We start from the raw sequence: 14,482 nt of genomic DNA, 5'->3' as shown, positions 1-14,482 counted from the left end.
GCCCTCCGTTCTGTCTTTTATTTACACCGATGTGGAATGCAGTTCTTGATAATCCTCCGTTACGATGCGATTATGCTCGTCCATAATGACGACATGCGGACGATACGTCCGGGCTACCGATTCCTCCATCATCGCGTAAGAAATAATAATGACGCGGTCGCCCGGCTGCACCAGTCTGGCAGCTGCGCCGTTCAAGCAAACCATACCCGAGCCTCTTGGGCCTGATATGACATACGTCTCCAGCCTGGCTCCGTTATTTATATTGACAACTTGGACTTTTTCGTTCTCCAGGATGTCCGATGCATCCAAAATATCCTGATCGATGGTTATGCTTCCTACGTAATTCAAATTGGCCTCCGTCACGACAGCACGGTGAATTTTGGACTTATGCATCTCTCTAAACATGAATACACTCTCCTTGTGGAGTAGTCTTTAGAAAAATAAAACTTACTAACTTCTTATAACGAACGTTATTTTCCAACTATTCTTTTTAAGGAACATTCAGAGTACAAACAAACCAACATCGTTTCTCTGTCTTAACGAAAAAGAACAAGCTGGAGCAATCAAGCCGTTCAAAAAAAGAAATTCTGCGGCAATTTCGTGCCAATGCAGCTGTTTGTAACGAATAAGCAAGTTCATGCTTATGTGTGGGATCATGCTGAGTGGGTTATTTCATGCCATTGTGAGGGGGGCATGTTGACTGACAGCTCATGCTTTTTGTGTGGAATGTTGCTGATTGGGCAAGCTCATGCTATTGGAGAGAGTCATACTAATTAGGCAGGTTAATGCTATTGTGCGGGTTCCAGTTGATTGAATATTTTGACAGTAGAAACAAAAAACGTGGCTTATACATCGCAGCAGCTCATCATACAGGCAGTTCAGCTGCGCAGGGGAGGAAATCATGTCGTGTAACCGGGTGTAGCGGTAATGAACTAAAGTATTACAGCGCAATAAACACTTTTCTCAAATTTTTTGCAACCTACCATCATAGTAGTGCTAAACCTTCACTTGTGATAGGGAGATAATCTTTCAACGGAGGGGTAAATTCTTTTACTTTTTTGAGCAGACCTACCATAAATTAAGAGTCTTATGAAAAAGTTTCTGATTCCACCTATACCCATAAAATAAAAAAGCCTGAACGATCAGGCTTTAATGCTTTATTGAGTGTTATGTTAGTTGCATCGTTGTGATACAAGTATTGTCATCTTTAAAAGTAGCGATTTCAGATTCTACTGTTTTGCCATCATACTCAATTTTCACTTGATATGTCCGATCTCGCGGTAACCATAGATCAATAAAACCATTTTCTAAAGAAGTAATCGTTTCATCCATCACTACATTGCCTTCTTCATCCTGAATAAACACATCGAAGTTTTTTTCTACTAATTCCCCTTGGCACCCTGTTAAATTGTGGATAGCACATTCATGTGTATTTTCAACAAACGGTGCAATCGAAACAAAAAATTCGTTCTCTGGAAGGTCAAAAGAAGTCTTTTTACCATTATCAGTCACAATTAGTTCATGTGATGTAATAGATGCAGATACATCCTCAAAGGTACCAACACTATACGCATGGACTTTTTCTTTGATTTCCTGTGCTCCCACTTCATTCGATGCACTATTATCGTTGTTACAAGCTACTGACACAAGACTTAGTAATAAAGCCGAAACTATGAGCAAACCCTTCTTCATACATTATTCCACTCCCTTTTTCTTGTCATATTGAAAGGCCAAACTTTTTTGATTGTATCACATTTCCACTTAAGTAATCGGTGCTCAAGTTCACATCAATTCCTCCACCTTAAATGCATCCCGATACTGTTAACCCCCCTTTCCCTATATTTTCGATAGCTTTTTTTTGACGATTATATCCCCAATTCCTTGAAATACACAATTTCGGGATGATACATTTAGATAGTTCAGTAGAGTCACTACTAAAAATGGAAAGAAGGATGAGGACGAGTTCTTTGCCTACATACTGCAGCATTTTAACGAACTCCCGCGTTTCTACAGCCAAACTGAAGCCGAGGGCAAGGGTCTAATCTTCTACATTTTTCTGAATCCAATCATATCGTAAGCGTAACAAAAAAACATTACAGAGGCTCATGGGTTTCCTCCCCTAACTTCATATGCTCGCCATCAATTCGTGATTGTGTACAGCTTTTCGTTTTCTTCCGCTCTAAGCATGAACTCCGCATACGTTCACTGTCCTTCATTAAAATCTTTTTAAGATGTTGTCACTTTTTTTAGTTTTGATGCTTAAACTTTTGACTGATTCTTATCATCACCCGCTTTTTCGCGGAATGGCGTTACTTATATCTTGTGATCGAAATATTGGGTTCGGGAGCTCAGCATGCCGTCTCCGTCCTAAGACGGAGACGAAAACCATTCTGCCGCCCGTCACTCCTTGGAAGAGCAATGCGATATCTTGATATTAACGCCTGTTGATATACCGTTAAGTATATTTAGGCATCATCCAACAAAAGCATTGATCAATCAAAGAATACATACTCTCTCTGGGTTCAGACACGCAGCAGCAAAAACATAGTTCGAACTGAAAGGGGAAAGAATGATGAAGCTGATCTATCAATTAGAGCATGTGAATAAAACGTACAAAAAAGGAAAGGTTGTCGCCAATCAAAACATAAGCTTCGACGTTCAACAAGGGGAAATTCTCGGTTTGCTCGGTCCGAATGGAGCAGGCAAATCCACGCTAATCAAGCAGATGGTAGGACATCTTGCTCCCACCTCAGGTACGGTATGCTATAAAGGAACCAGCGTACAGACCCAAACCAAGCGAGTTGCCCAGGAGGTGGCCTACTACTCGCAAGAGCCTCACGCCTTGACCAGTTTAAAAACCTGGGAAGCTTTGTATTTTACAGGAAGGTTGCGGGGGTTGACGAAGCAGTCCTCCATAAAGCAAACAGAGGAATTGTTGGAACGCTTTGGAATGCAGGACCTCCGTCATAAGCTGTTGAAAAACGTTTCCGGCGGACAGAAGCGGTTAATCGGGATTGGTACTTGCTTGATCGGCTTTTCCCCCGTCATGATCCTGGATGAACCGACCAATGAACTGGACCCTAAAAAGAGAAGGCTCGTATGGGATCTGATTCAGGAACGCAATCGGCAAGGAGTAACCGTAATCTTGGTGACACACAACGTACTGGAAGCCGAACAGGTCGTGGACAGAGTAGCTGTTGTAAATCACGGAAAGCTATTGGCCATCGATCATGTCAGTGTCTTAAAACAAAGGGTCGATCAGCGGATGAAGCTGGAAATTACGACTTCCTTAGGCGAAAGCGATTATGTTTGCCGAAGCTTAAGCGCGCTGGGACAGTGGACCAAAACGGGAGAAAACCGAATCCGGGCACTGATCGAGAAGCAAGACGCAAGCCACGTAATTGACGTCCTGACTACGCAGCAGCTACCAATTGAAGAATATTCGCTCGTTCCACCCAATCTTGAAGATGTCTATTTTCATATCGATGACGAACAGGATCAGCCTGCCAAAGCGGAGGTGAACTAAACGTGGAACAGATGAAACCTTCAATGCAAAGCCAAGACTTGCAACTGCAGGAATCGGTCTTTCTCCAAGGGCACGAGCAGCAGAGCATAATCCAACGCAGATTGACGGAATGGCTGATTCTGGCCCGCATACAATTCACGATTATCCGCGAGGCATGGGTTTGGATTTTTATCATGGCGTGCATGTTTCCATTAACGACGCTGCTGTTTCTCAAATTCTTTACGGTTGACCCAACACCGGCTGTCATGACCCGTATTATTACGGGGAATATGCTCTTCGGCTTAATCGTCATGGGACTCAATTCCATGGCTCAGGAGATATCTTGGCAGAAGCATCAAGGCCACTTCACGTACTATTCGTCCCTGCCGATTGCCAAGGTAAACTTCATCTTCGCTAATTTACTGCGCGGCTTGATCATGAGCGTACCGTCTTTTATTATCCTGGCCGTGATTGGTCAACTTGCTTACGGCATTCAATTCCACTACAGCTGGGGACTTGTCCCTGTATTGCTGCTCACCGTCTTTAGCGTGGTTGGCGCGGGTGTACTGATCGGCTTCTGGTCACCTAGTCATCAATTGACGAATATGTTGGTTCAGGCGTTGATGATGTTCGTCTCGTTTTTGACGCCTGTCATGGTAGATATGGATCACTTGCCTGTGATCTTGCAATGGTTCTCATATATCTTCCCAACCACTTACGGCGCTGAGGCCATGCGGGAGGTGCTGATTTCGGGCTGGTCCGGGTCAGTCGCCAGGAACACGCTTGTACTCTTGCTTTTCTCGCTGATTTCCATCGTATTGATCTTGAAAAAGGTAGATTGGCGTGTTGAGAAGTAGAGAAAAGTTCTGTCCCTGTGCCTCGAGGTACATGGCGCTCCATCAGATACCTCCAAGTTTATTTCCCTAGCTCAACACTTTATTATTCAGTCTTGAACTTTAGTATCTTCTAACATGGATCCAGCCACAGTCCTGAGCGTAGAAGAAAAAAAAGCGCCGCCAGCGCGAACCTTTACGGTCCGGCTGTTCGGCGCTTTCTTGATCTGCCTCCCGCAGTCATCTAGGCGGCAATCCGGCGGTCTCAACCGCAATACATATTTATTCGACAATCAAGGTCCCCTTCATATCGCTGTGGCCGACCCCACACATGACGGAGCAGTGGAACTCATGCTCACCGGCTTGATCGGCGGTAAATTCGGTCGAGCCTGGCTGCTGCAGGTCAACGTTGAAATCAGGAATGGCCAGGCCGTGATTTCCATCTTTGTTCTCCAGCGTAATTTTGACTTTTTCGCCCTTTTTGACTTTGATCTCAGAAGGCTCGAACTTAAAGTTTGACGCCGTCACCTTAATTTCTTTTACACCATCCGCTCCGCCTGAAGACGAGGACTCGTCCGACGAGCTGCCCCCGCTTCCGCATGCGCTCAGCACCACAACCAGTAGCAGTGTAAGTCCAATCATCATCCATTTTTTCATGTCAAATCCCTCCAGATGAAATAATTAAGTTGCCGTCTTCGAAGCAAACAAACCATTCTTAGTGATCTTCCTGGCGGCGCCCCGCGTCCTGCTTCTCTTCGTCCTCTTCCGTCAGATGACGAGCGGAGCTGCGGAATTCGTGAAGTGTCGTTCCCACCGCCCTGCCAAGCTGAGGCAGCTTGGACGGTCCGAACAGCAGCAGGGCGAGCAGCAGCAACAGCAGCAGCCCCGGTATTCCAATCGTCGAAAGCATGGCCGATCCCTCCCTTTCCATGAAGTCTCATGAAGTAGCATGTTAATCGCATGAGCATGGAAGGACTTGCCCGTTCAGACAAGCATGCCTCCCTGTTTCAAATATTTCTGGATCCCTTCCGCCGCCCTGTAGGCGAGCGCGCCGACGGTATCGGTCGGATTATATCCACTGTTATGCGGGAATGCCGAAGCACCCACCACAAACACATTTCCCGCTTCCCACATCTGCAGGTAACTATTCACGGCCGACGTTTCCGGGTCCTTACCCATAATGACGCCGCCGGTATTGTGGGTGGACTGGTAAGGAACGATATTATACGGGTCCAGCTTGTCCTTGATCTCCACTTGGGAAGGACCCATTTCCTTCATGACCTTGCCCGCCTTGTCTGCCAGAAACTTCGTCAGCTCTCGGTCCTGATCTTCGAAATCAAACGTAATCCGAAGCAGCGGTTTGCCGTAAATGTCCTTATAGGTCGGATCCAGATCCAGGTAATGGTGCTTCCAGGGCAGGCTGGCGCCTTGCGTCGCCACGGTCAGCACCCGGTTGGCATACTTTAGTGTGGTCTCCTTCCACTTCTTGCCCCAAGTCGGTGTACCCTGCGGTGCCGGATTGTTCTCGATCGGACGTAGGCCGTTCTGGCTGATCCGGATTCCAGCCCCGTGCAGAAACTTCAAATCGGAATGGTCGAAATTATCCCCGTTGAAGTCGTCGAACTCCATTCCGAGCGCCCCGGCGCCCATGAACGTGCTGAACTCTTCGTCATCGTAAAAGCCGACCGCATGCCCGGAGTTTACCTGATACGCATAATTTCTGCCGATGGTCCCCCGTCCGGTCTTCCGGTCGTAAGGCGTCCCGAGCTTGGAGTTCAGCAGCAGGCGTACATTGTTCAGCATGAAACTGCCGAGAACGACCACGTCCGCTGGCTGGGTCACCTCTTCCCCGGTCACTGTGTTGATGTACACCACGCCGGTCGCTTTTTTGCCGTCATGGAGAATTTCGGTCACGTTCGAGAAGGTGCGCACCTCCAGTTTGCCGGTGGCCATCGCCGTCGGAATGACGGTAACAACAGGATCCGCCTTGGCGCCATACTCGCAGCCGAACCGCTCACAAAATCCGCAGTACTGGCAGGCTGCCCGGGATACGCCGTCGGGATTTTTGTAGTTCTCGCTCAGGTTTGCCGAAGGGATCATGTACGGGTGGTATCCGAGCTTCTTCGACGCCTCTTCGAACCGCTGCAAAATCGGCGTTTTCTTCATCGGCGGGGTCGGAAACGGATTAGACCGTTTGCCAAGCATCGGATTGGCTTCCGATTCCCCCGAAATGCCGGCTATCTGCTCAAACTTGTCGTAGTACGGTTCGATTTCGTCATACGTGATTCCCCAGTCCTGCAGCTGCATGCCCTCAGGAATTTTGCCTTTTCCATACCGCTCCACCGTCTGGTTGTAGATTTCAAAGTCATACGGCAGGAAACGGTGCGTCTGCCCGTTCCAGTGCGATCCGGCACCGCCGAGCCCGTCCCCCAGCAGAAAGGAGCCATAGCTGCGCATCGGCAGCGCCCTCATTGACTCCGAATTGCGGAAGGTGATCGTTTCCTTGGATAGATCCTGCATCAGTTCAAAACGCCGCGCGTACCGGAGCTCGTCATGATCCATGAAATAATCCTCTGTGCTCCGGCTCTTTCCGCGCTCCAGTCCGACTACCTGGATGCCCACTTTGGTCAGTTCGGCCGCAATAATGCCGCCGACCCAGCCCATTCCAACAATAACTACTGGTACTTTAGGTAATTTGGCCACGTCTGATGTCCCCTTATATCTGTGAAATTTATTCGCTCATGTGAGCCTGCAGGCTTTTCGGCTGGATCTGGACCAGTCCTTCCTTCGTAATCTGCTGGGTATAACTCATCTGGTTGCCAGGAAAATTCCGCATCTTCCACCCGTTCATATTCCGGTTGCCGCCATAGAGCGGATCCGCGTAGACCCCTTCGATCGTCAAATTTCTCAGCATCTTGAAGAAACTGCTGCTCGTCACCCCGCGCATGGGAAATTTGTCCTCCTTTTCCATGGCGGTCAGCACTTCATCCTGCTGCTGGGCCTCAAGTTCCGTAAAAACCTTTTTATACTTTTGCTGGCAGTAGCTCTTAAGCCCCTCCAGGCCCAGCGTAAACATTTCGTTGCGCTTTAGGCGCGACTGCTCTCCCTGAGTTACCTGGGCTTGGACGAAAGGACCCATCATATAGTCCCGCGCATTATATCCCCAAGGGCCTGCAAGCTGATGATCAATAAAAAAGGCTACGCCCAGCGCCTTGGCTCCAGGACCGTTCTCATCTTCGGGATAAATCCGTTCGACCGCCGCATCGGTCATTTTAAACTGCTCCTGATTAAAGAACATCAGCGCATCCTGTAACGAAGCTTCCGGCTTGCTGCTGGCCGGCTCGGGGGAGTGATTTTTCTCAAGATTGTCCGTCAGGACACCCCCGAATACGCTGCCGACGATCAGACCGCCCAGCGTCATACCTGAGGCTTTCAAAAATTTCCGCCGGGATTCATCCGGTTGTTCTGACCGGGCCGGCTTGCTGTTCTTTCCCAATTTCAGTCCTGGCAACATGATCCCTCCAATTGTGAATATTGTGGATATAATAATAAAGACCACTTTGAATCAGTTACCCAAAATGTATCTGTTTAAAAAGAATATTTGACATCAGGCGTCAAAATGCAACTAAGTGCCTAGGAAGACCACCGGCGCGTAAGTTAGCCTCGCCCAGCTTTTTCGTAAAGGACCGACGCAGCGCCAGCCCTATTTACTTCTAAGATGAGAATAGAGCGCTCTACTGCCTGCTTTTTTGGAAACAAAAAAGAGCCTCCGGTTTTCTACCGGAGGGCTGGCATGACTACTGATTCAACAATGTGGTAACTTAGTGATTTCAAAACTTGTACCGATAGAACAAAAAAGCCCCTAAATTAGCGACTTTCAATGGGGCCATGCTCTCTTGTCCCCCGACACATTTCAATCCAAATTCCCCCAACACTACTTATGGCAGCTTCGTAGTATACGCAACAACACGTTGATACTTGCTTTATTTTTTTGTCTCATTCCTCCACGATTGCGACCGGCCGGGCCCAGCCGGCACTTGCCATTTCTACTTTAATCGGAAAGCAGCATACTTTGAAGCCAAACGGTTTAGGAATTTTCTCTAAATTGGCCAGCTTTTCAATCTGGCAATATTCCCTGTCCTTGCCGACATAATGTGCTGCCCACAGAACGCCTTCCCTCGGCTGCTTTTTATACGCTTCAGCCTGCAGGTTGAGCGGAATATCCCAGCCCCAGCCATCAGTACCGACTACCTTGACGCCTTGATCCAGAAGCCACAGCGTAGCATTGGCCGATACCCCAGCATGAAGGTATGCATAATGTTCGTGATACAGCCGTTTGTCCGCATCGCTCCGGATGAGAACGATATCGAAGGGTTTCAACGTATACTCGATCCGTTTCAGCTCGGCGATCAGGTCGTCCGTCGTAATTTCGTATCCCGGCGGCTTCGCGCTGAAATCGAGCACCACGCCGTCGGAATAAAACCATTCGAGCGGCAGTTCGTCAATCGTCCTTGCTTGCTTCCCTTCCGAAATCGGCCAGTAATGCCACGGCGCGTCGATATGAGTACCCGAATGCGTATTCAGCGTCACCATTTCCGTCGCCCATGCCTTGCTCTCTGGAAAATCCTCCTGCTCGAGGCCAAGTATCGCCGCAGCTTGCCGCGCACCGTCTTCATGGGACGCATATTCGATCTTCGCTGGCAGCGGCTCGCGGATGCGCGGACTAATCGGCACGCTCAAGTCAATAAGCTTCATCATCATTTCCACTCCCCTTTCATACCAATTCATGCATATTATACTAAATTGAACAAAAAGCCGGTAGACCAACGTCGCGTTCTGTGGCATCATCCGAATTTTCCAAATGAGGCTAGAGGATATTACTTTTGAACAGGCAATTTGGAAACCAGTTGATGCAATGAATTCCATTTGGGAATTAGTTTGTCATTTACTCTTCTATGAAAAGAGACTTCTGATGCGATTTCTTGATGAAACAGCGAATGAACCACAGGCAGAAGATAATAAATCTACATTTCGATTGCCATTGCACGATGCATATCATATTGGGCAAATTGTATTCCTAAGTAAAATACAAGGAGCTGTTGATGATCGATCCAAATTTTCTTGAAATAAGCAGAAAAATAGCCCGGTTTATGACCGGGCCTAAAACGCTGCCGTATAAGTATTACTTTTTTATAGAATCAACCATTTTCTTATGCAGTTCCAGCTCAGAACATTGAAAGATCCCATTAAAATCATGAGGATTACAAATTCCACGAACATATAGGAGAACTTATTCCTTATCAAAATAAACGGTTTTTCCTGTATCTGCGGATATATACACGGCTTCTAATATTTGTGAAACAATCATAGCTTCCCTTGGCTTAACCAAGGGTTCGGTATCGTTCACGATACTGTGAATCCATTGTTTGGCTTCATACTCAAAATCGGTCATTTCTTCTCCCCTGAATCGTTCTCTTGCATTCGGATTCACCTCGATTTTATTCAGGAACAAGCTCCCGTCCCTCTCGCCATTGATCCGCAGTTCATTTTTAGCAAAATCCGCTCCTCCCTTCGTTCCGCACAGCAGGTTGCCGCCGCCTTCCGCTATGTTAAGGGCCCAACTGGTTTCAATGATGACCGTCGCTCCATTTTTAAATTTCACATACCCGAACGCCGAATCTTCTACCTCGAATTCGTTTGGATCCCAAGATCCCCATTCGTTCGCGGCATTTTCGGTATACTTCAGTTTATGGAAGACACTGCCGACTACACTCACCGGTTCATAGTTATCCATCAACCATAGGATCAGATCAAGGGAGTGGGTTCCAATATCGATCATAGGACCGCCCCCCTGTTTCTCTTTATCCAGAAACACGCCCCATGTGGGTACGCCTCTTCTTCGGGTAGCGACAGCTTTTGCAAAATAGATATCTCCAAGTTCCCCATCGGCGATCATCTTTTTTAGCAGTTGGCTTTTGGCGTTGGAACGATTCTGGTACCCGACGGTTAACTTCTTGCCTGTTCGCAAGTGGGCTTCGTACATCGCTTTGGCCTCCGCACCTGTGACGGCCATCGGTTTTTCGCACATGACATGTTTGCCGCTTTCGAGAGCATCAATGGAAATCATCGCGTGGGAGCTGTTCGGTGTTAGCACATGTACGACCTCAATATCATCCATGGCAAGCAGATCCTTGTAATTTGTAAACACCTTTGCGCCTTGCGTGCCGTATTTTTTGGCGGCTTCCTCGGCTCTTTCCAGCTTCAAGTCGCAGAAGGCCACCATCTGTACGTTATCCAACTTGGACAAACACGGCATATGTTTCCCGCCCGCAATCATTCCGCAGCCGATGATCCCTACTTTTACGATTCTCATCAAAGTCCCTCCCCCGCGTTATTTGAACTCTACCGTTCGGTTTTCCTTATGAGCGATGTATGCCGCTTCCAATAGCTCCGTCAATTTCGTCCCGTCCTCCAGTCCGAAGGGCATCGGCTTGTCATGAATCAATGCATCTGCCCATTGGATGATCGGAAGCGGCTGCTCTTTAGGGAGTTGATTAGGTGAAATCCATCCGGAAAAAGGTACATCGAGCTTCTTCGAGATGACTCTAACGGTATCATCCGAGATCATCAAGGTGCCCTCCGTACCGTAAATCTCAAGAGCAGAAGGAGTTTTGTACGTAACAAGGCTTGTTTCGACCAGGGCCACCGCGTTGTTTACGAACTCAATGGAGCACTGTGCATTATCTTCCACTGCTCGGTTGGTGAAATAATGAAACATGGAGGTGATTCTTTTGGGCTTACCGAGCAGCCAACTTGCGATGTACATCGGATGACAGCCCAAATCCATCATGGCTCCGCCGCCGGTTTGCTTCTCATCGTACCAGTATTCCGGGAGCCAATTGTTCAATGCGCCGTCGTGGCCGTTCCGAATGCGCAAAAGCGTGACGTCCCCTAATACATGGTCATCGATCAGCTGCTTCGCGAACAATGGGTGAGGCCTTGTGCGAGCCGGAAATGAAATGCAGAACTTGACGCCTGCTTTGCGTACCGCTGCAGAAATCCGATTACATTCTTCTACGGTAAGAGCCATGGCTTTCTCGGTAAAGATATGTTTGCCGGCCTCGGCGGCAGCTACCATGACGTCTGCGTGCATGCTTGTAGGAGCATCCACCACGACGCCATCGATGTCTTCCCGCTCTAGCAGAGTGTCCAAATCGGCTTCAAAATCCGTTCCCAATTGGGCAGCCCATTCGTTTCCGCGTTCAGGCTGTTCGTCCCAGACAGCCATGAGCTTAACGTTACCGTGAGATTGTAACCTTCTGGCGTAGTCATCTGCATGCACATGCCACTTACTTAACATCGCAACGTTTAACATTCGTCTTCCCTCCGTAATCTTTAAATCAAAGCGATTTTGGGATGGCTGTGACACCATCCCATGGATAAACTTCCTTCACTTAGAACCCTACATCATCTCGTTCTGCAGCTTTTTGAGCCACAAACTCCGCCATTTCTTCCACGCCGGCAGCTCTAAATTTTTCTTGAACACTATGAAGCATATCTAGAGCTTCCTGATCTGACGCCGCAAAATACGCTCTCTTAAATTCCTCATCGAAATTCAAGCTGCTGGTTTTATCCCTATATTCCTGATATTTGGGCCACTCTCTTGCAAGGTAGTTGGCGCTTACTTTGTCTATAATTTTGATAGGCATTTTTGCTGAGAGACTCTCCTCTAACTTTTTCCACTTCGTTTTTTGATCTTCGGGCATAGGCCAAGTAATATCATTGGAGAATGCCCCAATGAACCTTCCTGGAAGATAGTTGAGCCCTGCGTCTCTTTTCAGATCCGGGTTATCATCGAATTGTTTTTTCACATCAGGAATCCACCGGGGTAACCCGTTTTCCATGGAGTAGTGCGTTCCTTCGATCCCGAAATAAGCAAGCAATCGGCCTTCTTCGCTGTTGACATAATCAATGTACCGCAAGGCCGCATCGGGATCTTTGATGTTAGCGCTTATGAACAGGGCAGGGAAACCGGAACGGCCGGGTTTTTCCACTTGCGTTCGAATTTCTCCTCTCTTATTCTTCATGGGTCCGAGTAGTTCATATTGCATTTCCGGATTCGTCTTATAAAGCGTTTTTTGCAAATCATCTAACATCGGCTGGGCTCCAAATACCGCAAGCTTACCCGTCGTAAGTTTTTCATTCGCTGTTGTACTCGTATTGTTAAACGCTTCAAGATCAAACAAACCTTCCGTTAATAACTTCCTCATGTATAACAACTTAGCTTCATGATCCTTGGATTGCGTCCAGTGAATCAGTTTTCCATCCACTTGATGGAAGTCCGAAATCGTGTAATCCGACCACCCGGCTAGAAACTGGCCGGAATCCCATCCATTCCACATCGTTCCGGCCGGGATGACCGGTTTCCCGCCAATATCCTTAAAACCGCCATCTCTAATCTTGACCAATAGATCATATAGTTCTTCTTGCGTATCAATATCCTCCGCTTTTACGTTTAAAGCTTTCAGGATATCCCCCCTGGCAAAAAGACCGTAATTCCAATTATGAATGCTCTCAGGGGTGCCGTCTGGGGTCTCCGTAGGAATGAGATAAGTCTTGCCTTCAAAATCGGGACTATTGAGATCGAACTCGGCAAAATCCTTTGCAATCCCAGTAGTCACAAGTCTCTTAATATTCGGGTATTTATCGAGATATGGGGTTAAATCCAGAAGCTGTCCTTCCATGGCTGCCTTCTTAATGACTTGTCCTTCTCCTCCTGTAGTCGACCAGAAGGGTGCGTTAACAATATCCGGGACCGTACCGGAAGCAAATATGGTGTTTAGTTTTTCTACTTCGCTTGTTGTGATGGATTCAAGTTTTAACGTTACCCCGGTCTTCTCCCTAATTTTTTGGGCTACAGGATTATTTTCCTGGTCCTGCGGAAAACCGGCTCCGCCACCGTTCCAAGCACTGAGAAAAGTCAAGGTTACCGGTTTTATTTCTTCAGTACCTTGCTCCTTCGGACCTGTGTCAACCGTGCCTGCATCCTCCCCTCCGCCTTTTCCCGTGCATGCCGTCATGGTCACTAAAAGCAGTAAAGCGATTAGTGCCATGCCAAGCACACTCCTACGCTTGTTCTTCCTCATCCTGCAATCCCCTTCCATTGGAAGTTTTTATATAAAAGGCTTTACCTTTTATACCAACTACTCTTTAAGAGAGCCTACCAATACGCCTTTTACAAAATATTTCTGAAGAAATGGGTACACACAGATAATCGGAGTCGTAATAATGATGACGAAAGTCATCCTCAAGGCTTCGGGCGTTACTCCTCGCAGTTCCATCTGAGTCTGGGCCATGTTTTGAATAGCAGATCCGCTATTTCCCGACGTCATCGACTGGAAAGAAGCTTCGCTGATCATCTTATTAAGGAACGTAGCTGCAGGCTGCAGTTTTTCATTCTGGATGAAAAACTGACCGGTAAACCAGTCATTCCACACGCCCACTCCGACAAACAAGGCAATGGTAGCAAGCACCGGCATCGAAAGAGGCAATATGATTCTTGCAAATACCGACAATTCACTTGCTCCGTCGATTCGGGCCGATTCCGACAGAGCTTCAGGGATCCCATCAAAGAAGGTTTTCATAATAATCGCATTAAAAAAATTATATAGAGACGGCAACACCAACACCCAAAACGTATCCAGGATGTGTAATTGCCGGAACAGGATAAACGTCGGAATAAGCCCTCCGCTGAACAACGTGGTAAAGAAAAAGAAAAACACGATATATTTTCTTCCGGGCAAACCTTTCCGCGAAAGTGCGTAGGCTAGCAAGGCCGTCAAAAATACAGAGCCAACCGTTACCACAAGGGTTCGGGTAATGGAAATATAAAACGAATTTAAGATCAAAGTATTGCTAAATGCTTTCGCATAGTTCTCTAATGTAAACACTCTAGGAAAAAAATAGATTCCACCCTTCATCGCATCGTAGCCGTCATTGAAGGAAAGGGCTAGAAAATAGATAAATGGATATAGTGCTGTAGCGCAGAATAACAGCAGCACCGAATAGTTAAGCGTTATATACATTTTATCTGCTGTCGTCAGCCTTCTCGCACCCATACACACACCTCCTCGTCTTCAGCGCA

At 47.4% G+C, this 14,482-nt stretch carries 14 protein-coding genes and 1 pseudogene; 4 read left to right on the top strand and 11 right to left on the bottom strand.

Features of this window, described 5'->3' with window-relative positions; all coding sequences use genetic code 11:
- Positions 1 to 21: 21 nt before the first annotated feature.
- Both panD and ABEW73_RS31570 read right to left on the bottom strand, forming a co-directional pair.
- Complete coding sequence (gene panD / locus ABEW73_RS31575) at positions 22 to 405, bottom strand: aspartate 1-decarboxylase (protein WP_430168768.1); 384 nt, start codon at positions 403 to 405, stop codon at positions 22 to 24.
- A gap of 762 nt (positions 406 to 1,167) precedes the next feature.
- Positions 1,168 to 1,692, bottom strand: coding sequence for a CueP family metal-binding protein (locus ABEW73_RS31570; RefSeq protein ID WP_430168765.1), 525 nt, complete (start codon positions 1,690 to 1,692; stop codon positions 1,168 to 1,170).
- A 265-nt stretch (positions 1,693 to 1,957) separates the two neighbouring features.
- Here ABEW73_RS31570 and ABEW73_RS31565 point away from each other — a divergent pair.
- From ABEW73_RS31565 to ABEW73_RS31555, 3 genes and pseudogenes are all read left to right on the top strand, one after another.
- Positions 1,958 to 2,077, top strand: a pseudogene (locus ABEW73_RS31565) (hypothetical protein); the annotation flags it as partial.
- A 492-nt stretch (positions 2,078 to 2,569) separates the two neighbouring features.
- Entirely contained in the window at positions 2,570 to 3,526 is a 957-nt protein-coding gene (locus tag ABEW73_RS31560; RefSeq protein ID WP_430168763.1) for an ABC transporter ATP-binding protein, read from the top strand.
- 2 nt (positions 3,527 to 3,528) lie between these two features.
- On the top strand, positions 3,529 to 4,362 hold the full coding sequence (locus ABEW73_RS31555) for an ABC transporter permease (protein ID WP_430168761.1): 834 nt from the start codon (positions 3,529 to 3,531) through the stop codon (positions 4,360 to 4,362).
- 258 nt (positions 4,363 to 4,620) lie between these two features.
- Here the strand turns inward: ABEW73_RS31555 and ABEW73_RS31550 are convergent, their stop codons facing one another.
- The 5 genes from ABEW73_RS31550 to ABEW73_RS31530 form a co-directional block, all read right to left on the bottom strand.
- Positions 4,621 to 4,995 carry a cupredoxin domain-containing protein gene (locus ABEW73_RS31550; protein ID WP_430168758.1) on the bottom strand — a complete coding sequence of 125 codons (375 nt, stop codon included), beginning with the start codon at positions 4,993 to 4,995 and terminating at the stop codon, positions 4,621 to 4,623.
- A gap of 58 nt (positions 4,996 to 5,053) precedes the next feature.
- Entirely contained in the window at positions 5,054 to 5,248 is a 195-nt protein-coding gene (gene tatA / locus ABEW73_RS31545) for a twin-arginine translocase TatA/TatE family subunit (RefSeq protein WP_076321416.1), read from the bottom strand.
- Between the two features lie 74 nt (positions 5,249 to 5,322).
- Complete coding sequence (locus ABEW73_RS31540) at positions 5,323 to 7,002, bottom strand: GMC family oxidoreductase (protein ID WP_430168861.1); 1,680 nt, start codon at positions 7,000 to 7,002, stop codon at positions 5,323 to 5,325.
- Between the two features lie 67 nt (positions 7,003 to 7,069).
- Positions 7,070 to 7,849, bottom strand: coding sequence for a gluconate 2-dehydrogenase subunit 3 family protein (locus ABEW73_RS31535; protein ID WP_430168755.1), 780 nt, complete (start codon positions 7,847 to 7,849; stop codon positions 7,070 to 7,072).
- Between the two features lie 485 nt (positions 7,850 to 8,334).
- Entirely contained in the window at positions 8,335 to 9,093 is a 759-nt protein-coding gene (locus tag ABEW73_RS31530) for a cyclase family protein (RefSeq protein WP_430168858.1), read from the bottom strand.
- A 106-nt stretch (positions 9,094 to 9,199) separates the two neighbouring features.
- On the opposite strand from ABEW73_RS31530, the gene ABEW73_RS31525 reads away from it, so the two are divergent.
- Positions 9,200 to 9,463, top strand: a complete 264-nt coding sequence (locus ABEW73_RS31525) for a DinB family protein (protein ID WP_430168752.1) — start codon at positions 9,200 to 9,202, stop codon at positions 9,461 to 9,463.
- A 165-nt stretch (positions 9,464 to 9,628) separates the two neighbouring features.
- Here the strand turns inward: ABEW73_RS31525 and ABEW73_RS31520 are convergent, their stop codons facing one another.
- The 4 genes from ABEW73_RS31520 to ABEW73_RS31505 all read right to left on the bottom strand — a co-directional run bounded on the left by ABEW73_RS31520 (position 9,629) and on the right by ABEW73_RS31505 (position 14,456).
- Positions 9,629 to 10,711: a Gfo/Idh/MocA family protein gene (locus ABEW73_RS31520; RefSeq protein WP_430168750.1), complete on the bottom strand. Its 1,083-nt coding sequence runs from the start codon at positions 10,709 to 10,711 to the stop codon at positions 9,629 to 9,631.
- An 18-nt stretch (positions 10,712 to 10,729) separates the two neighbouring features.
- Positions 10,730 to 11,713: a Gfo/Idh/MocA family protein gene (locus ABEW73_RS31515; RefSeq protein ID WP_430168747.1), complete on the bottom strand. Its 984-nt coding sequence runs from the start codon at positions 11,711 to 11,713 to the stop codon at positions 10,730 to 10,732.
- 79 nt (positions 11,714 to 11,792) lie between these two features.
- Positions 11,793 to 13,484, bottom strand: coding sequence for an extracellular solute-binding protein (locus tag ABEW73_RS31510; protein WP_430168744.1), 1,692 nt, complete (start codon positions 13,482 to 13,484; stop codon positions 11,793 to 11,795).
- Between the two features lie 57 nt (positions 13,485 to 13,541).
- The gene (locus ABEW73_RS31505) at positions 13,542 to 14,456 is read right to left on the bottom strand and encodes a carbohydrate ABC transporter permease (protein WP_430168741.1); all 915 of its coding nucleotides are present in this window, start codon (positions 14,454 to 14,456) and stop codon (positions 13,542 to 13,544) included.
- Positions 14,457 to 14,482 lie beyond the last annotated feature (26 nt).

This window comes from Paenibacillus lautus (genome assembly GCF_050482385.1).
Taxonomy (GTDB): Bacteria; Bacillota; Bacilli; order Paenibacillales; family Paenibacillaceae; genus Paenibacillus_AQ; species Paenibacillus_AQ lautus_B.
The sequence above is the reverse complement of the archived record's forward strand: the minus strand, read 5'-3'. Positions and strand labels throughout refer to the sequence as shown.